The organism is Photorhabdus machadonis (genome assembly GCF_052657765.1).
The window spans coordinates 1,279,900-1,298,520 of the sequence record NZ_CP199761.1 but is presented as its reverse complement, the minus strand read 5'-3'; the positions used below and the strand labels follow the sequence as shown (position 1 = coordinate 1,298,520).

Below are 18,621 nucleotides of genomic sequence, written 5' to 3'. Positions count from 1 at the left end.
GAAACATGCAAACTCTACTCAATCATTTGGCCAGTCGCCTGGGCCAGAAGCCTTTTGTTTCCGACAGACAAGGGCATTACCATCTGCACATTGATAACTACAACCTATTCCTTCGCCAACAAGGAACTGAACTTGTGTTATCCAGCACTCTAAACTGGCACCATAGCCCAAAAGATCCATCAGGCACTGAACTATTGAAGACACTGCTGCAACAGGTCACTCGTTGGGGGCGCCATGCTCCCCACGCACTGACCTTGGATGAATCAGAGAATCTTATTCTGGAGGCTCGCCTTGATCCTGACAGTCTGGATGTGCAAATCCTGGAACAGATGCTAGCTATACATGTCGATCTACTGGAACAAATCATGGATTTATTATCGGAAACGCAATCTTCCCCTCAATGGAAACAAGTCATATGGCAGCCATGAAACAGTTCCAACGGCTTTGCCGTTCCTTACTGTTGTCGTTGAGTATCAGTAGCGTGATGCTCCCCTCGGCTTTCAGCCAAGATCTGGATTGGTTGCCCACGCCTTATGACTATTTGGCAAAAGGAGAAAGCCTGCGGGATGTGCTGGTTAATTTCGGCGCTAACTATGACGCATCAGTGGTTGTCAGTGATAAGGTGACCGATCAAGTTAACGGTCATTTTGAACAGAATGGCCCTCAGGAATTCCTGCAACATTTATCCTCTCTCTATAACCTGGTCTGGTATTACGATGGGAGTGTGCTTTATGTATTCAAAAACAGCGAAATACAATCGCGTCTCCTTAAGCTTGAACAAACCAACGCAACAGAACTACAACAAACCCTAAAACGTTCCGGTATTTGGGAACCCCGCTTTGGCTGGCGTCCAGATGCAGGTAACCAACTGGTTTACGTATCAGGCCCTCCCCGTTATCTTGAACTGGTCGATCAAACTGCGTCCGCGCTGGAACAGCAATCACTGCTGCGTAGCGAAAAAACTGGGGCGTTAACAGTGGAAATTTTCCCTCTTAAATACGCCTCAGTTACAGACCGTCAGATCCAGTATCGTGATAGTAATATTGAGGCACCTGGCATTGCCACTATTCTTTCCCGCCTGCTCAGTGATGCTAATGTGACAACTGTCACCGGTGAAACAGCATCGTCTATGGGCGGAAGCCATTCAAGCCGTGCTGTTGTACAGGCAGAACCGTCCCTAAACGCAATCATTGTACGGGACACCCCGGAAAGAATGTCCATGTACGCACATTTAATCAACGCACTGGACAAACCCTCTGCTCGTATTGAAGTCGCACTTTCCATCGTTGACATCAACGCCGACAACCTTTCAGAACTGGGTGTCGACTGGCAGGTGGGTATCAACACCGGGCCGCGTCATCATATTGATATCACCACCTCCACTGGGGAAAAAAGGGAGAACAAAGATCAGGGAAAGAGCATCGGTTCAGCTGCATTGGGTAGCTTAGTTGATCGCCGTGGCCTGGATTACCTGCTGGCAAAAATAACCCTGTTAGAGAGCAAAGGCAGCGCTCAGGTGGTTTCCCGTCCGACGCTTCTGACTCAGGAGAACACCCAAGCGGTCATTGACCACAATGAAACCTATTACGTAAAAGTTAATGGTGAACGGGTCGCCGAGCTCAAGAGCCTCACCTATGGCACCATGCTACGTATGACGCCCAGAGTCATCCAAATCGGGGATTCTGCTGAAATCAGTTTAAGTCTACATATTGAAGACGGTAACCAGAAGCCCAACAGTTCAGGCCCAGATGGCATTCCTACCATCAGCCGAACCATTGTCGACACCGTTGCCCGGGTTGGGCATGGGCAAAGCTTGCTAATCGGCGGCATCTACCGTGACGAGATGAGTGAAACCCAACGCAAAGTGCCATTTTTAGGCGATATCCCCTACCTAGGTGTTTTATTCCGCAGTACCACTGAGCAGGTTCGGCGTTCAGTACGATTGTTCATTATTGAACCACGGCTCATTGATAGTGGGATAGCGCATTATCTGGCTCTTGGTAACGGGCAAGATCTGCGCCATCGGTTACTGGCAACACAAGATATTTCTAATCAGAGCGTTTCTCTGAGTAAAGTGCTGAGTGGTGCACAATGCCAACCTTTACCCCCAGCACGCCAAGTACAAGAAACGCTACGGCAAGCAGGTAAAAGCTCATTTTTGGCCTCATGCCGAATGGGCAAGACTTATGGATGGCGAGTCATTGAGCAACAATGTTCACTAAAGGATACCTGGTGTGTTCGTGCGCAAGATAAGGCGATCAGATGAGTTGGAAAATTCGCTTCTACCGCGGACTGAATAAAAGTATTGAGGTCAATTTAGCTGAAGGACGTTTAGCCATCGGTTCGGATCCCTTACAGGCAGATATCGTTCTGGTGGATGAAGATGTTGCCCCTGTACACCTCGTCTTAGAAGTAGAATCAGACTCAATCCGCCTGTTGGAATGGGCCAGTGAAACAACACCAAGTCAGAATGGTGAACCTCTGTCACCGGGGGTTTCACTGCAAGCACTAGCTCGCCAGGAGGCGGGGCCGTTACTATGGGCTTTCTGTGACCAACAACAGGCATTCCCAAATCAACTCGCTGAACCGGTGGTAACACCACACCAGCGTCCTACCCGGCAAAATCGTAGCTGGGCTGCCGGCGGGATGCTGATACTCTGTTTGGTATTGGCACTCGGCTTTCTGGCACTGCTTGGACATGAAGGGTGGCAAAGGCACAACCCATCCCATGGTATGGCCGAACAGGAACTACGCCGTTTCCTTAATGACGATTCGGCCTATCGTCAAGTTAATGTACAAATGATGCCCAATAATGAGCCGTTGCTGCTCAAAGGTTATGTGAACTTCAACCACCAACGATTAACACTGCAACAGTATCTTGATACTCACTCCCTCAATTATCGGCTGGAGTTACGTACCATGGAGGAATTGCGTCAGGGGGTGGATTTCATTTTACAAAAATTAGGCTATACCCAGGTCCAGAGTGGCGATGGCAAACTACCCGGTTGGATCCGCCTTACAGGAGAATTAACTGATCCTGATCAGCAATGGAATGACATTGAATCACTGCTCAAACGTGATGTTCCGGGCCTACTCGGTATAGAGAACCAGACGCGTCTGACCGGCGGCCATCTCAAGCGACTGGATATGTTATTGGCTAAACATGATTTACCCAACTCGCTGACCTATCAGGATAAAAGCGATCGTATCGAGTTCACAGGTCACCTAGATGAGCTCCAGACTCATAATTTCTACCGCTTACAGCAGGTATTTAAGCAAGAATTCGGCAACCGACCAACATTGGTATTGCTGAATAACAACCGGCTCTCCCGCAATGATGAACTCAATTTCGACGTCCGGGCGGTTTCTCTGGGACGTGTACCTTACGTGGTACTAAAAAATAACCTGCGTTATCCCGTCGGAGCAACAACAGAAAATGGTTTGAGGATCGAAGCTATCCGTCGAGACGCTATTGTTATTATCAAAGGTGAGCAGCAATTTATCGTCAAACTTAACAGGAGCCCAGCTTTATGATGACATCCCTGGAGGCACGACTGTTTGGTGCTGACCCCACTTATGTCAACGAAATTCAACACCGCCTCTCTCAGGCGCTGAACGATATCAAACAATGCCTGAGACGTGGCGGTTCTGTACAAGAATACCAACAATGGCAGCAGGAGGCTGACGCCATTCAAGCTGCAATCACAATACTTAACACAACAGAAGGAGACCATCATGGCTCAGATTTTTAAACACACAGGCACAGTCAATACACTCGATCAGGTTGCTACTCAACTTAATGAGAAAGCCAACGAGGCAAACACCGACGTTAGTAAAGCAATCACCGCACTAAAAAACGGTCCAGATAACCCCGCCTTGCTAGCTGAATTACAACACAAGATTAACAAGTGGTCAGTCATCTACAACATTAACTCTACTGTCACCCGGGCCATGAAGGACCTGATGCAGGGCATATTACAGAAGATCTAATCATGACACGTTCACTCAAAGGACTACTGGCAGATATTGCTCTGGTTGGAAGCGGCCATCACTGCCATGACGAAGCCAATGTTATTGCCGATTGGCTGATATTAAACGAGGAAGGGCAAGAAGCCGCAAACCTAATTCGGCTCTCTTCTCTGACGAACCAAGGCAAATATCAACAGGCTCTGAATTTTGGACGGGATCTTCCTTGGCCCAGTCTGGAACCCTGGTTGGCTTTGTGTGAATGGCGTCTGGGACTGGCATCAGCCCTAGAGCAGAGACTGATGCGGATGGCTAATAGCAACGATCCACAATTACTCTCCTTTGTTGACGGTATGCGGGAACAACTAGCTCATGAATAGGATCGAAGGACCATCCTATAATGTGCTGTCACAACCAACAACACAGCCTTCAATCACTGCCAAACACAAGCAGGACTTTGACCAGGCATTGGAACTCATGCCTGATCAGCAGACGCTGAAAGAGAGACAACAACGCTGGATACGGGGGGAATCTCTGGAGGAAGTTTTAGGTGACTTCAATCCGGCGACCCAGCGAAAAATCGTCTGGCAATGGCATCAGACCTTATCAACTGATAGCCAGCCCTCCCAACGTGCTCAGTTAGAGGGCAAACTTATTGCCCCAGTGCAAGAACATCTGTGGTCGCAGTTTGGTGGTCTGACCCTGCCCATCAAGCCACAACTGGATTTGCCAGAATTCAGAGCAATTGTTCGTGAATTCGCGCCCACAGGTCGACAACAAGAAACTGTCCTTCTCAAAGTACTCGGCGAGATTAAATCTCTAGACGGTAATGAGTACCTGAGTGACCTAATCCGAAGTGAGTTGAAAACGCTGATCCCCCGTAACGGTATGGTGGATAACCTGATACGAAACTCACACAAACTCGATTTGGAGGAATAATGGACCTGCCACAAATAAGCGAGACACTGATAACCAGCCTGGATGAACTCAACACACCTCAGGCCAGTGCCGAAAATGTTGCACATTTTGAACTGGCTATGTCCAATCAAGATCAGGGGCTTGGAAACAACCTGATCAGCGAACTAGGCCAGTACAGACAACAACTTACTCAGGCTAAACAAGAGCTGGAAGCACAGCTGGCAGTCCCCGGCAGTGATCCCAATAGCCTGATGCAAATGCAATGGTCTCTCATGCGTATCACCCTGCAAGAAGAGCTGATTGCCAAAACAGTAGGACGATTGAACCAAAACATTGAAACCCTAATGAAAGCCCAGTGAGGAACTGTGAAGAAACACCCTATAATCTGCATCCTGTTAGCTGTCTTCATGCTAACAGGATGTAAAATCGAACTCTATACTGGAGTTAGCCAAAAAGAAGGCAATGAAATGCTGGCCTTGCTCAGGGAAGCAGGAATTTCCTCGGATAAGCAGCCAGACAAAGATGACAATATCAAGCTATTGGTCGAAGAATCTGATGTTGCACAAGCTGTTGAGGTACTAAAACGTAAAGGATATCCACGGGAGAACTTCTCCTCTTTACAAGATGTTTTCCCTAAAGACGGCCTGATCTCCTCACCGGTAGAAGAACGGGCGCGGCTCAACTTCGCCAAAGCACAGGAAATTGCCCGAACGCTTTCTGAGATTGATGGCGTACTCGTAGCACGGGTACATGTGGTCTTGCCGGAGGAACAAGACAGACTGGGTAAAAAGTTATCGCCAGCCTCTTCTTCTGTGTTTATCAAACACGCGGCTGACGTTCAACTCGATACTTATATTCCCCAGATAAAGCAACTGGTCAATAACAGCATCGAAGGACTGAGTTATGACCGCATCAGCGTCGTATTAGTTCCTGCGGCAGGCGTGCGTCAGGTGCCGTTAGCACCGCGCTATTCCACGCTATTTTCTATCCAGGTCACGGAGGAATCACAAGGCCGCTTGATCGGAATTCTGGTTTTATTGTTAGCTTTGTTATTCATCAGCAATCTGGCTCAGTTCCTGTGGCACCGAAGCAGGATGCAATAATGGCAACAGCATTAACGCCCTACCAATTTCGGTTTTGCCCTGCCAGTTATATTCATACGGACCATCTATCACCAGATTGGCTTTCAGTCTTGTCCTCCCTTCCTGAATGGCGTAGCTCTCCCAGAGTCAATGGGCTACTGTTGACTCAATTTGACCTGAATGTAGATTATGAGTTGCCTGCCGGGTTGGGAAACATTGCCTTGCTGGAGCAATCATACTTAGAACAACTTCTTACCTGGCTGGGAGCCTTACTACACGGGCAAGCTATTCGCCATTGCCTGTTAGCGACAGAACTTCGCCATTTACATGACTCACTTGGGAGAGAAGGGCATCACTTTTGCTTAAAGTACCTCGACATCATTATCGGCAACTGGCCGGCTGGTTGGCAACGCTCATTGCCACCAGTAATCAATGCGAATTATTTCCGTACCAGTGCCTTACAGTTCTGGCTAATGGCTATGGAACCTCTTCCTGCCGATTTCGCCAAACGCCTGAGCTTGCGACTTCCCCCTCATGACAATCCCCCGGACTGGCCTGTCAGCCAGGCAGAACGACCACTGGCACAGGCATTGTGTCTCAAATTAGCCAAACAAGTGAATACAGAATGTTACCTTTTATTAAAATAACAAAAGAACATCTTCAATTTTCTCCTGAACTTCTGATATTGCGTAAAGCAGACTATCAAACCTGTCTCAGTGCCCAGTCTCTGCTTGATGCCGCTCAGATCCAAGCTCAGGAAATTGAACGTGAAGCCCAAACCGTTTATGAGCAACAAAAAGAGTTAGGCTGGCAGGCCGGTATTGATGCCGCCCGCGCAGAACAAGCCAACTTGATTCACCAAACCCAGCTCCAATGTCAGCAATATTACCGACAAATCGAGCAACAAATGAGCAATGTAGTATTGCAAGCTGTTCGTAAAATCCTGAAGAATTATGACCAAGTTTCCCTTACCTTACAGGTGGTTCGTGAAGCCCTTTCATTAGTCAGCAACCAAAAGCAAGTCATCCTGCGGGTTAATCCTGAACAAGCCGCAACAGTACGCGAACAGATATCCCGAGTACATAAAGACTTTCCTGAGATCGGCTACTTAGAAGTCACGGCGGATGATCGCCTCGATCAGGGCGGCTGCATTCTGGAAACAGAAGTCGGGATCATTGATGCCAGCTTAGATAGCCAACTCGACGCACTCATGTCCGCCATTAACAATCAATGGTAGAGTTGATTATTTCGCCACCCAAATGGATAAAAAAACAGACATTCCTGACGTAATAACCAGGAAATTCGTTATTTCTGCAACATCCATAAAAAAGAGAGTTGGAACCTTTCTGGAATGAGAGTTTTACAACATTCCAGATATACAACTGGTTTTCGACGGAAAGTGAAAATTTCTTCTGCCGTTATTAATATTCTCTATTTCGACAAAACATTATGATTCACTCTATCTGATATCCAGGTTCCCATTCCCTGGAATAATCCTGCAAAAAACTATTCAAGGAGTAGCCATTGTCTCCCATCTCAGGTATTAATCACCAAAGAATATTGCCTACCCAACAACTCGACACCACAGCCGTTAATCAGCCACAGGGCGAACTCTCTGGTCGATTCCTGAAAGTCTCTTCCCCCAGACCTGGGTTGCTGGAACGCCTCTCAGCTACTATTCAACGCAACCTGCCAGGCCACTCCATGCTCGATCGCCAACTGACGACTGATGGCAAGAAAAACCAGGAGAGCCGCTTCGCTTTTAGCATGATAATGGACAGAATCATTCACTTTGCAGTCAGCACTAAGCTGGGGAGTGTCCGGGATTCCGCAGGTAAGCATGGCGGCGAAGTCACCTTCAAATTTGCCCAGACCAAAGGTGCCTTTCTGGACCAAATCATGAAACACAAAGACACCGCCGGTGGCGTCTGTGAATCCATATCCGCCCACTGGATAAGCGCCCATGCCAAAGGTGAGAGCGTCTTTGACCAACTCTATGTTGGGGATCAGAAAGGTCAGTTCCATATCGACTCTCTGGTTTCCATCAAACAATTGCAGATGGATGGCATAGATCCATATGCCGAGCAAGCCAAAATAACCGAATCCTGGCTCAGTGAGAATGGCATCCAACCACGAAGCCCATTTGAAGTAAGCGGCGAAACTGGCAACAAAGGCACAAAAGATCTACTAAACGCCATCCTGGACACAAGTGACAAAGGATCGGGCTATAAGAAGATCAGTTTTGACGGAAAGATGGCTGGACATACAGTAGCAGCCTATGTAGATGACCAAAAAGGGGTCACCTTCTTCGATCCTAACTTCGGCGAGTTCAACTTCCCTGATAAAACCTCATTCTCCAACTGGTTTACTCAGGATTTCTGGTCCAAGTCCATGTATAACAAGGAAATCGGTCTGGGACAACATTTCCAAGTTCTTAACTACGAGCCTAAAACACAATGACACACGACTACCACCAACTAATAGAAACCCTGTTCTCCAAACTTGGCCTCCCGGCGTTCCCTGCCGACGATGACATCTACACTTTGGAGGTCAATGGACGTTTTCAGGTACTGATTGGCCTCTATCACGATGACTGGCTACAGTTGTTCTGCGAACTAGGTTCCGAAGTTAGCCGCTCTAACAACCTTTTTGGACAACATTGGCCCGCCCATGTCCAGGGCGATCTGGATGGACAAGCAATCCTGTGGTCACAACGCCCTTTGCCCAAAGTGGATATGGTTGAACTACAGGCTTGGTTAGAGCGTTTCATTGACGATATTGAACAACGCCTTACACCTGACATCCACCAGCCCAAAGATCTGCCCCCTCCTTCCCTGATACGGGTCTGAAAAGGGACGGCTATCGAGCTATAAGTTCAATGGAGGCCTCAAGATTTGGTACCCTAAGCTACCAAAAAAGGTCGTGCTGATCGTTTGAGAGAGATATTGAACGATTCTATGCCCGTAGGATAATCCGGTATACATTTCTTGTGCCGGATTTTTCTATAATAGGCTGGGAATAGCATGTAACATTTTGGCGGGTACACATGCGAAAAACCCGCCATTAAGCGGGTTTCTACTATTAACAACTTTAACTGCTCAGGTTCTCACCTTCATCGCTATCGTAAAGTCATTAATGGATTTAAGCAGTTAAGTTAAATCAAGATAATACGATAACATTTACCGCTGATGGACCTTTAGCGCCATTCTCAATAGAGAATGAAACTTCTTGTCCTTCTTCCAGCGTTTTGAAATTATTGCTCTGAATTGCAGAATAATGAACAAAAACGTCTTTGCTACCATCTTTCGGAGAAATAAATCCAAAACCTTTATCGTTATTAAACCATTTTACTGCACCAGTCATTGCATTAGACATAGGATTTTCCTTTAATTTTATTTAAGTTGCCATATAAGGCATGTTAGGTCTGTTTTTCAGTTTTACTTATGGGTACTAATTAGAAGGAATTCGCAATGAAGTGGTATCGTGGATAACGCTAAATGGTGAACTGCTTTAACTTGCTTTTCATAAAGTAGGTCTGTACTTCCAAACCAGTGAAGCTATTAAATCACATATACTGACATTTAGCAAATTTTAATTTCATTTATTTTTTCCTATTAGATGTTTCCCTTTTCCCAAGTTACTGATTTATGCATGCTGCATAGCACCGCCAACACTATAACTGACTAATTATAAAAAGTTCTTATCCTAAAACCATATTTGGAACGCCGAAGATTAGATGACTCACTTGGCAAACTACTGGAATTGAAACATACACTGCCTACACGTGATGCTTCACGTAACGGGTTTATCATCCGTCCATCAAAGCGCTTTCGACGGGACTTTGTCAATGAATATCAAATGCACAACCTGTTTGCTTACGCTATGCCTTTGCGGAGAAATCCCACAAGTACGCCTGGTTCAGGGAATATAACGCCATTGCGTTACAGCAGGCGGTGATCAATCTGAATACCGCGTTTGATCATTTCTTCAATCCTAAGTTGAGCGCCAAATTTCCCACGTTCAAACGCAAACAGGGCTGGCAATCCAGCTATCACTGTGTTGGGGTGAAAGTGCGGGATGATGCGGTGAAGATCCCAAAATTGTCACCGATAGAAGCGCGCATACACAGGGAAAGTGAAGAGTATTACGCTATCCCGAACAGCCACGGGAAAATATTTCGCCGCTATCCTTTGTGGCGATGGCAGGGATACACCGGAAAAGCCGGGCGTTATCACCCGCGTGACAGGGTGTAATATGGGTTTATCCCACTATCTTATCCAGTCGACCAAGGAGAAGGTGAATAACTCTCGTCACCTTATCAACGCCACCCGTAACCTGAGTCGTAAGCAGAAATCGCTCTCCCTCAAACAAAAGGGCAGCGTTAACTGCGGCAAGGCCCGATTACGTCTGCCAGCAGTCCATAAGCGGATAGCCCATGTTCGCTCCGATTTTCAACACAAACTCTCCCGGACAATGGTTGACGAAAACCAAGCGGTCATTGTTGAGACGCTGCAATCGGCAAATATGATGAAGAATCACCCCATTGCTCGCGCTATCGGGGATGCGAACTGACATGGCTGCGGTCACAAAGAGCCGGAAATGCCGCTGCATAAGCGGATCTGGCAATACTCTTTCTGTGGTATCAAACATGACCGCGATATCAATGCGGCAATCAACATACAGCACAAGGGCACAACAGAATTACAGGCGGCGGGACTCGTCGTTTCTGCCCACGGAGGCCAGCGTCAATCCGTCATATCGACAGTTTCGGCTTGAGAAGTGGGAAGCCTTGCGGTTTACGGTGGGGCGCAGTCACTGAATAGATTATAAGGTACGCCGTTAAATACGATGCCGTACCTCTTGGCATTAATAAATCAGTCCCACTCCATACACCCATAAGGCTAAAACGAACCAAACTCATTAGATGTTCTTCACATTAAGTCATTTTGCCCTTTGCCCCGACTCTGCAACAATTTATACTCAAAATAACGGTCTTACTGTCAAATAGTACCTGTTATCCCTAAGGATCTGGTCTCTATGTCCCAGTCTTTACCGGTTTTGCGCAATACATTAACAAGCTCTCACGACATACTCTGCATATAAAGATGATCATGCAATCTGCACTGACAATCTCTTTAGCTATACTTATCATTGTCTATTTAGCTGAAATCGAAAAAAGGGATACCCTATAGGAAAATGAAAAAATTAACCGTTCTAACCGGAAAACTGCCTCCTTCCCTCCCAGAAAGACAGGATTTCCCAGAGGCTAACTGATGAAAAATAAACTCATTAGCATACAGCAAACCGCCGAGCATTTTTATGATGGAATGACCATCATGGTAGGTGGTTTTATGGGAGTAGGTACTCCCCCTAATTTAATCACTGCATTACTGAAGGCGGGTGTAAAAGATCTGACCCTGATTGCCAACGATACCAGCCGTGTCGACTTTGGCATCGGCCCTCTTATCGTTAATAACAGAGTGAAAAAAGTTATCACCTCGCATATTGGCACTAACCCAGAAACTGGACGCCAAATGATTGCTAGAGAAATAGAGGTGGAACTGGTTCCTCTGGGAACATTGATCGAACGTATTCGCTGCGGTGGAGCAGGTTTAGGCGGATTCCTGACCCCTACCGGAGTCGGTACCTTTGTAGAAGAAGGGAAACAAAAAATAACCCTCAATGGAATAGACTATTTACTGGAACTCCCACTACGCGCAGATCTGGCGTTGATTCAAGCTCATCTTGCCGATCATCAGGGCAACCTGACCTATCAGTTAAGCGCCCGTAATTTTAACCCAGTTATCGCTCTGGCAGCGGATATCACAATTGCCGAGCCAGATACATTGGTTGAAGTAGGTGAGATTGCACCGGACTGCGTTATGACACCTGGCACACTAATTGACTATATAGTTTATCCAGAGGGAAACTCATAATGAACGCCAAACAACTTATTGCCCACCGTATCGCACTTGAGCTACAAGACGGCGACGTTGTTAACCTCGGCATCGGTATTCCCACGCTAGTCGCGAACTATCTGCCTGATAACATTCATATTACTCTCCAATCAGAAAACGGTTTTCTGGGCCTTGGCCCCGTTACAGAGCCCCATCCGAATCTGGTCAATGCCGGAGGAAAACCCTGTGGCATCCTGCCCGGTGCCGCCATGTTTGACAGTGCCTTCTCTTTTGCCCTGATCCGCGGTGGTCACATAGATGCTTGTGTGCTGGGTGCTCTGCAAGTTGACCAACATGCCAATCTGGCCAGTTGGATGATACCGGGGAAAATGGTGCTCGGTATGGGGGGTGCAATGGATCTCGTCACGGGTGCCCGAAAAGTGATTATTGCAATGGAACACTGTACCAAAGACGGATCCACAAAGATCCTCAAGCAATGTACCCTGCCGCTAACCGCCGCCAATAAAGTCAAGATGATCGTCACCGAACTGGGCGTCTTCTACTTTGAGCAGGACCAGTTAATCCTGAAAGAATATGCACCGGGCATCACATTAGAAACTCTAAGAGAAAAAACCGAAGCAGAATTCAGCGTCGCACATGATCTCAAAGCCATGCCTATTCCAATGCAGAAAGGTGGAATATGATTGGTCATGCTCCCAATAATGAGATGTTGTGATAAATTCTTCTCTTTTTTTAGCCCTACAGGATTCAATAAAAACAATTAGTTAATTGTTTTTAAATGATTTTATTTGGTTCAATTATCTGCTATACCCCCATATTCTTTTGTTATCTTTTAAATTCATCTTTCCGTGAATTGATATCTCCTCCAATAAAAATTTTCTCTTTCTCCTTATTATCTAACTTTGTCGTAATGGTATCATTGTAGTATTACTTTATCAGAGTCAATAAAGCATACTATAAAATTAACTAATGATTACTATACCTAATAAAATCATAACAAATAAAATATAATCAATAAAAATAATAATGAAAGTTATTTTTTGGACATCTGCATATCTCACAAATTAAGTAAGATACGATCAAAGTATTAGAAAAAGTGATCTGGCATGCTTTACTATATGCAGTATCCCAGTGGTCGGCTAATTTTTATGAAAAGGGCTTCAAATGTCTGACTCTATTTTTAACTTCAAAAATTACCCAATAGTATTTATTGGGTCTGGAATGTCTAAAAGATACTTGGAAAATTCTCCAACATGGTCTGATTTGCTGGAAGAATACTGGAATAAAATTGATAATAATGGTCAGGATTTTTATAATTACTTATCGGAAATAAAGGATAAATATAAAGAAGAACAAAATGACTCTGATTTAAATCACAAAGTATATGCTGACGCGGCAACTTACATTGAAAAAAAATTTAATGGATTATTTAACTCAGGAAAAATATCATTGGATGGATTAACATCAAAAAGAGTTTTTGATGAAGATATATCACCGTTCAAATATTCTTTATGTCAAAGATTTAAGCAAAATAATTTAAAACAAAACATTAAAAAAGATGAACTTGAATCATTTAAGAAATTTTTAAAAAATGCAAAAATGATTATTACAACAAATTACGATTCATTTATTGAAACACTTTTATCAGAACAACGTGTTGAACCTAAAATGTATATTGGTAATGAAGGTTTTTTTGATGATACTGTTGGATGGAGTGAACTATATAAAATACACGGAGATATAGAATTACCTAATTCAATAGTAATTAATAGTTATGACTATGAAATAAATAACTTTCCAAAATAGTGCTACACTTCGTACAACACCTTGTGTAGCAGGGGTTGTGTGCCATGCATAGCAGAGCGATGAGTTAGTGCAGCCTATCAGGCACCAGACTTGCACTGATTGAATATTAATCAAATAGACCAACTGTATCGGTATTATGAAAAGTTATTTATATGATAACAAATCGATAATCATTAGTGCAAAAATATTATCAAGCATGATAAAAAGCTATATAATTTTTATTGGGTATTCATTAACAGATAGAAATGTAAAAAAGCTACTGACTGATTTTTCTTCACAGCTCCCAAAAGAAGATAAAAGAAAATCCGCTGAAAGAATTATTTTTATTGAATTCAAAAAAAATGAAATGGATATTTTAAAAACACATAGGACAGATGATAAATCACAAATAACGTATACATCTATAGAAACAGATAATTATAAAAAAATATATGATGAAATAAGTAACATAGATGAAGGATTGCCACCATATGATATCCTTAGATATCAAAGGGTAATAAAGCAACTTATTCTAGAAGAAGGGGAGAAAGGAAATCTAGGTAGTTTATTAGTCACGCCTTCTGATTTGGATGAATTAGAAAAATATGCTAATTCTGGTAAAAATTTAGTCGTAGCATTAGGTGATAAACAACTTGTTTATATTAGAGTGAAAGAAATTGGATATTTAGAAGATTATATATTTGAAAAAAATGAAATCCCCAACAAATCAGCTCTTGAATTTCTTATCGACTACTCTCCTCATGCTAGAACCCCTTTCTCTAAATTAATAAAATCTTGTGATTTTCACAATATTAATATATCAAAAAAAGAAATAAAAAAAATAGAAAAAAGAATAAAAGAACATGGAAAAATAGACAAATTAGTTAAATCCGTCCATCTGGATAAAACATTCTCAAAGAGAGGGTTTAGCTCAATCGAAGATATAAAATCCGAGAATTTATTAAATAAAAAAGAGTTATTGGTTATAATAAAAAATATAAAATCAATAAATAAAGATGAATTAAAGAAATATATTCAAGAAAAAGCTTTTCCATTATTTAAAAATGATAATTTAAAATCAGACTTAAGAAAGTTATTTTTAGCTTTTGATCTATTAATGTATGGAGATGTAAGTTTAGATTTCTTAACGCAAGGTGACTGAAATATTCTTAATTAAAAGAAAATATCTAAATATCTAAATAAGATTTCATAATTATGCTCCACTTCCAACCAACCCTTGAATACCAAAACATACAGCCTTTTCATCTAAGCGATCCGTAAAATCAGTGAGATAGGCTACAGAACCAACATTGTTCAAAAAGAAAACAAAAGGTACAAGTGTATCGGTATTATGGAAAGCTATTTAGTGGGGTGCTTAGTCCCCCACAAGAAAATATCTGTTTAACTTAGGCTACTATTAGTCGGATTTTTTCTAGCCTTTCGCTCAATAAGCTGACCGTACATATCAAAATAGCGACTAGGCCAAATTTCAGATGGGTGTATTTCAAGATAGTTAGCAATAATCCACTCTCCTTTAGCCGTCATTCCGCACCGTATTTCTGATTTAAAAATAATGTGATCTTACACAGGTTTTTTGTATTGATGACATCGGTGGGGTTGACGGTAATCGCTAATTTTGATCTATTACTTTTATTTGCCGGAAAGCGAATATGTCCACACCCATACCTGCCATTAAACGTCTCGATCATCCTGGCCTTATCGCCGCTTTTTGTCATGAAGCCGGTTTACCCCGCATGATTGATGCCATTATCCCAAAATATTCATCGCATACCGTCTCTCACGCCGACGCTTTTCTGGCGATGATCCTTAACGGGCTGGGGTTTCACAGCCGGACATTGCACATGTTTTCCGGCTTTTTTCAACATAAGCCGATTGCGCGTTTAATTGGCGCTGACATTGAAGCTGAACACCTTAATGATGATGTGCTCGGCCGTACACTGGATGCCTTATATGAAGCGGGGGTGTCGGAAGTTTATCAGGTGCTTGCTGAGCAAGTGGTTGATAAATTGGGGCTGAAGCCCGATTCCGTTCATTTGGATATCACGAGTTTTCATGTCGATGGTGACTATGACAGCGCGTTGGGAGATGACACAAAACGCATTGCACTGGTGCCGGGTTATAGCCGGGATCACCGGCCTGAACTGAACCAGGTTGTCCTTGAACTGATTTGCGAAAATCAGGCAGGCATCCCTGTCTATATGCAGGCTATGAGCGGGAATACGAATGATGCCAAAGCCTTTGCCCAGACGATCAAAACCCATATTCAATGTCTGAAAGCGGCACAAAACAGCCGCTACTTTGTGGCCGATGCTGCCCTTTATACTGAAGCCGCGATCGCTTCGCTTCATCAGCAAAAACAACGATTTATTACGCGTGTTCCCCTGACGATCAAGGAAGCTAAACAGTCTCTCCTGAACGTGACAGCGGAGCAATTCAGCCCCATCAGTGAGGGCTATTCAGGCTGCTGGGTGACGTCATCGTATGGCGGCGTTCCTCAGCGTTGGTTACTGGTGAACAGTACGGCGGCTGAAAAACGTGAAAACCAGACTTTCCGGAAAAACACACTCAGGGAAACAGAAAATGAGTCTAAACAGTTCGACAAACTGGGCAAAAAATCCTTTGCCTGCCGGGAAGATGCCTTACAGGCACTGCATGATTTTGAGTCTCAATGCCAGTTTATCGGCATCGCCTCGCCGGAAATTCAGGCGATTACCGTCTATGCGGGGCGCGGGAAACCCGGCAAGCATCAACACCCCAAATCGGTTCATTATCAATTAGCCGGTCAGGTTTATACCCGGTTCATATACAGGCTCTTAAGCAGTAACTGTATATTTTAGATAGAAAAAAGGCTTCATTTATGATCTGATAATCGTCGCCAAACTAATACCAAAACCACGGATGAAGCCTGTGACGATTATCGCTATAAAACACCAATTAATGCAATTCTTCAGTGACGTTTCTTTGCAAAAAATGGCGCTTCGCTGCGGGTTTATTCAGCGCGTGAGAAATATCGAGCCTCATACGCTTATTCTCAGTCTTATCACAGCGCTCAGTTCGGGGAAAGTGACGTCTATAGCTCAGCTACACCAAAAATTTAATGGCCTGTGCCCCGATGAAAAACAACACGTTAGCTACCGTCCTTTTTATAATCAGCTACGGAAAGCGGCTTTTGTTGAATTTGTCAAAATATTGGTCAGGTTTGCCATGGCACAATGGGCTGAAAAGCACCTCGTCCTGCCCAAAAAACTCGCCAAATTTCAAAATGTTATTTTACAGGATGGCAGTTCATTTAAAGTCCATTCGGCACTGGCTGATGTTTTTCCTTGTCGATTTCAGGCAACCGCAGCGGCAGTGGAATGTCACATGACCTTGTCATTATTAACCCAGTCTCCCGTGAAAATGGCTGTTACTGCAGATACCGCCTCTGAGCGGACTCACCTGCCTATTCCGGCAACATTGCATGACCAATTATTATTAGCGGATGCCGGTTATGTCGATTTTGAGTATTTTGAACAACTCTCACGCTCAGGCGGTTCGTTTATTGTGCGGGGCGGTAAATCGCTTAATCCCCAAATAATCAGGGCACGCAATGGTCAGGGAAAAATCTTATCGAAGCTGTCCGATAAGCCCCTGAAATCCGTGACACGCAGAACGAATCGTTCTGAGGTGTTGGATCTGATTTGTCGGCGTAATGGCTATGAGTTTCGCCTGATCCGCCGTTGGTTTGCTGAAGAAAAACGTTTCTGTCTCTGGCTGACTAACTTATCAGTCGAGGAATTTACAGCCAATGACATCATGGATATTTATCGTTGCCGCTGGCAAATAGAACTGTTGTTTAAAGAACTCAAATCACACACGAACTGGCACCGGTTTACGACACGAAAAGAAACGTTGGTCACGGGGCTTATCTGGCTGAGCTTATTAGCGTTGTTGCTCAGACGCTCGCTGGCAAGGCGATTATTCCCAGCGGTTTCACTGCTTAAAGCGGCCCAAAATACGGAGATCTGGTTAAAACCCATAATAGAAAATCTCCTCCAAAGGGCATGGTCGGAAACGTGTTTTTGGCTGGAAAAAGCCAAAGCCTATTTATCCCAGAATGCATTCAAAACACCGCAAAGAAAGTCGTCTAAAAACAAAACATTGGATGCGTGTTTTGAACGACTTAATTCTTAAGATCCTGTATATGATACCCGGTTAGACAAGGTGAAGCAGGCCAGATTGCGGGTCGGGAGGTTTATTTTAGCGACCAATGAACGGGATGAAGGACGGCTTGATATGGCGGCGTTACTGGCTAATTATAAGGCACAACAAAAGGTGGAACGGGGTTTTCGCTTCCTGAAAAGTCCGGAATTCCTGACGTCTGCTATTTTCCTGAAAAAACCAGAGCGGATAGAAGCGCTGTTAATGGTGATGACATGTTGTCTCATGGTTTATGCGGCGCTGGAACATAAAATTCGCCATGAATTGAAACAAAGTGTGCCGTTTTTCCCCGATATGAAGAACAAACCGACACAATCCCCCACCGCGCGTTGGGTGTTTCTGGCCTTTGAAGGGATCAGCACCTTTGAATTTCAAGAACATAAAATGGTGACAGGAATGCAATCTTACCACCATGAGCTTTTGAGTTTATTAGGCGCACAATATAAAGCGGTTTATTCCTGAATTAGGTGCGGAATGAAGGCTTTAGGCCAAGGCCGACTGAGAGTATTTGCTAGTGTAGATGAACTGAGTCCCGCTTCACGGGAAACAGCCGCTAAGGTCGTACCACGCTTACGTAATGCAGCAATAATGTCAGCTTGATGCCAGTCATTTCTAACGTTATTCATTCCTGCTACCCCTTCCATTAATTGATCATTGATGGTGGCGATTCGGACAGGGTTTGCAATACCGGGACACTCATCCGGCAAGGCCGAAGCCTCCCCTGCCTGAAC

18 protein-coding genes and 6 pseudogenes are annotated in these 18,621 nt (G+C 44.2%); 21 read left to right on the top strand and 3 right to left on the bottom strand.

The genetic code is table 11. From position 1 onward, the window contains the following. The first annotated feature begins 5 nt into the window (after nt 1–5). The 13 genes from ACUN2T_RS06475 to ACUN2T_RS06415 all read left to right on the top strand — a co-directional run bounded on the left by ACUN2T_RS06475 (nt 6) and on the right by ACUN2T_RS06415 (nt 8,815). On the top strand, nt 6–428 hold the full coding sequence (locus ACUN2T_RS06475; protein ID WP_445496754.1) for a YscB family type III secretion system chaperone: 423 nt from the start codon (nt 6–8) through the stop codon (nt 426–428). Next, complete coding sequence (gene sctC, locus ACUN2T_RS06470; RefSeq protein ID WP_445496752.1) at nt 416–2,266, top strand: type III secretion system outer membrane ring subunit SctC; 1,851 nt, start codon at nt 416–418, stop codon at nt 2,264–2,266. Before ACUN2T_RS06475 ends, sctC begins: the two co-directional genes overlap by 13 nt. Continuing rightward, nucleotides 2,263–3,534, top strand: a complete 1,272-nt coding sequence (gene sctD, locus ACUN2T_RS06465) for a type III secretion system inner membrane ring subunit SctD (RefSeq protein ID WP_445496750.1) — start codon at nt 2,263–2,265, stop codon at nt 3,532–3,534. The genes sctC and sctD overlap by 4 nt, the downstream gene beginning before the upstream one ends. Further along, nucleotides 3,531–3,752, top strand: coding sequence for an EscE/YscE/SsaE family type III secretion system needle protein co-chaperone (locus tag ACUN2T_RS06460; protein WP_445496749.1), 222 nt, complete (start codon nt 3,531–3,533; stop codon nt 3,750–3,752). Before sctD ends, ACUN2T_RS06460 begins: the two co-directional genes overlap by 4 nt. Beyond that, nucleotides 3,736–3,990 carry a type III secretion system needle filament subunit SctF gene (gene sctF / locus ACUN2T_RS06455; RefSeq protein WP_445496747.1) on the top strand — a complete coding sequence of 85 codons (255 nt, stop codon included), beginning with the start codon at nt 3,736–3,738 and terminating at the stop codon, nt 3,988–3,990. The genes ACUN2T_RS06460 and sctF overlap by 17 nt, the downstream gene beginning before the upstream one ends. A 2-nt stretch (nt 3,991–3,992) precedes the next feature. Next, nucleotides 3,993–4,346, top strand: coding sequence for a YscG family type III secretion system chaperone (locus ACUN2T_RS06450; protein ID WP_445496746.1), 354 nt, complete (start codon nt 3,993–3,995; stop codon nt 4,344–4,346). After that, a complete protein-coding gene (locus tag ACUN2T_RS06445) occupies nt 4,339–4,905 on the top strand; it encodes a YopR family T3SS polymerization control protein (RefSeq protein WP_445496745.1) in 567 nt (188 codons plus the stop codon). The genes ACUN2T_RS06450 and ACUN2T_RS06445 overlap by 8 nt, the downstream gene beginning before the upstream one ends. Then, nucleotides 4,905–5,243 (top strand): type III secretion system inner rod subunit SctI, encoded by a 339-nt coding sequence (sctI, locus tag ACUN2T_RS06440; RefSeq protein ID WP_445496744.1) that lies wholly within the window; start codon nt 4,905–4,907, stop codon nt 5,241–5,243. The genes ACUN2T_RS06445 and sctI overlap by 1 nt, the downstream gene beginning before the upstream one ends. Before the next feature lie 48 nt (nt 5,244–5,291). Beyond that, nucleotides 5,292–5,987 carry a type III secretion system inner membrane ring lipoprotein SctJ gene (gene sctJ / locus ACUN2T_RS06435; RefSeq protein WP_036842581.1) on the top strand — a complete coding sequence of 232 codons (696 nt, stop codon included), beginning with the start codon at nt 5,292–5,294 and terminating at the stop codon, nt 5,985–5,987. Further along, on the top strand, nt 5,987–6,613 hold the full coding sequence (locus ACUN2T_RS06430) for a Yop proteins translocation protein K (protein WP_445496743.1): 627 nt from the start codon (nt 5,987–5,989) through the stop codon (nt 6,611–6,613). The genes sctJ and ACUN2T_RS06430 overlap by 1 nt, the downstream gene beginning before the upstream one ends. Continuing rightward, complete coding sequence (locus ACUN2T_RS06425; RefSeq protein WP_445496742.1) at nt 6,592–7,203, top strand: HrpE/YscL family type III secretion apparatus protein; 612 nt, start codon at nt 6,592–6,594, stop codon at nt 7,201–7,203. The genes ACUN2T_RS06430 and ACUN2T_RS06425 overlap by 22 nt, the downstream gene beginning before the upstream one ends. Before the next feature lie 287 nt (nt 7,204–7,490). Beyond that, nucleotides 7,491–8,426 carry a YopT-type cysteine protease domain-containing protein gene (locus ACUN2T_RS06420; protein ID WP_445496741.1) on the top strand — a complete coding sequence of 312 codons (936 nt, stop codon included), beginning with the start codon at nt 7,491–7,493 and terminating at the stop codon, nt 8,424–8,426. Next, a complete protein-coding gene (locus tag ACUN2T_RS06415) occupies nt 8,423–8,815 on the top strand; it encodes a CesT family type III secretion system chaperone (RefSeq protein ID WP_445496740.1) in 393 nt (130 codons plus the stop codon). The genes ACUN2T_RS06420 and ACUN2T_RS06415 overlap by 4 nt, the downstream gene beginning before the upstream one ends. 310 nt (nt 8,816–9,125) lie before the next feature. Here ACUN2T_RS06415 and cspE read toward each other — a convergent pair whose 3' ends face one another. After that, the gene (cspE, locus tag ACUN2T_RS06410) at nt 9,126–9,341 is read right to left on the bottom strand and encodes a transcription antiterminator/RNA stability regulator CspE (protein ID WP_323834810.1); all 216 of its coding nucleotides are present in this window, start codon (nt 9,339–9,341) and stop codon (nt 9,126–9,128) included. A 509-nt stretch (nt 9,342–9,850) separates the two neighbouring features. Between cspE and ACUN2T_RS06405 the strand changes: the two are divergent. From ACUN2T_RS06405 to ACUN2T_RS06385, 5 genes and pseudogenes are all read left to right on the top strand, one after another. After that, nucleotides 9,851–10,742: pseudogene (locus ACUN2T_RS06405) on the top strand (RNA-guided endonuclease InsQ/TnpB family protein); the annotation flags it as partial. Between the two features lie 497 nt (nt 10,743–11,239). After that, nucleotides 11,240–11,902 (top strand): acetate CoA-transferase subunit alpha, encoded by a 663-nt coding sequence (gene atoD, locus ACUN2T_RS06400; RefSeq protein ID WP_445496739.1) that lies wholly within the window; start codon nt 11,240–11,242, stop codon nt 11,900–11,902. Then, nucleotides 11,902–12,567 carry a CoA transferase subunit B gene (locus tag ACUN2T_RS06395; RefSeq protein WP_445496738.1) on the top strand — a complete coding sequence of 222 codons (666 nt, stop codon included), beginning with the start codon at nt 11,902–11,904 and terminating at the stop codon, nt 12,565–12,567. Before atoD ends, ACUN2T_RS06395 begins: the two co-directional genes overlap by 1 nt. Nucleotides 12,568–13,048: 481 nt before the next feature. Continuing rightward, nucleotides 13,049–13,669, top strand: a pseudogene (locus tag ACUN2T_RS06390) (SIR2 family protein); the annotation flags it as partial. A gap of 157 nt (nt 13,670–13,826) precedes the next feature. Then, on the top strand, nt 13,827–14,831 hold the full coding sequence (locus ACUN2T_RS06385) for a hypothetical protein (RefSeq protein WP_445496737.1): 1,005 nt from the start codon (nt 13,827–13,829) through the stop codon (nt 14,829–14,831). Between the two features lie 239 nt (nt 14,832–15,070). Here ACUN2T_RS06385 and ACUN2T_RS06380 read toward each other — a convergent pair. Beyond that, a pseudogene (locus ACUN2T_RS06380) lies at nt 15,071–15,205 on the bottom strand (helix-turn-helix domain-containing protein); the annotation flags it as partial. 134 nt (nt 15,206–15,339) lie between these two features. Between ACUN2T_RS06380 and ACUN2T_RS06375 the strand changes: the two are divergent. The 3 genes and pseudogenes from ACUN2T_RS06375 to ACUN2T_RS06365 form a co-directional block, all read left to right on the top strand. Next, nucleotides 15,340–16,488, top strand: a pseudogene (locus ACUN2T_RS06375) (IS1634-like element ISPlu4 family transposase); the annotation flags it as partial. Between the two features lie 109 nt (nt 16,489–16,597). Next, entirely contained in the window at nt 16,598–17,863 is a 1,266-nt protein-coding gene (locus tag ACUN2T_RS06370) for an IS4 family transposase (RefSeq protein WP_323840803.1), read from the top strand. Nucleotides 17,864–17,878: 15 nt separating this feature from the next. Further along, nucleotides 17,879–18,352, top strand: a pseudogene (locus ACUN2T_RS06365) (IS1634 family transposase); the annotation flags it as partial. 20 nt (nt 18,353–18,372) lie between these two features. On the opposite strand, the pseudogene ACUN2T_RS06360 reads toward ACUN2T_RS06365, so the two are convergent. After that, nucleotides 18,373–18,516 (bottom strand): annotated as a pseudogene (locus ACUN2T_RS06360) (helix-turn-helix domain-containing protein); the annotation flags it as partial. Between the last annotated feature and the right edge of the window lie 105 nt (nt 18,517–18,621).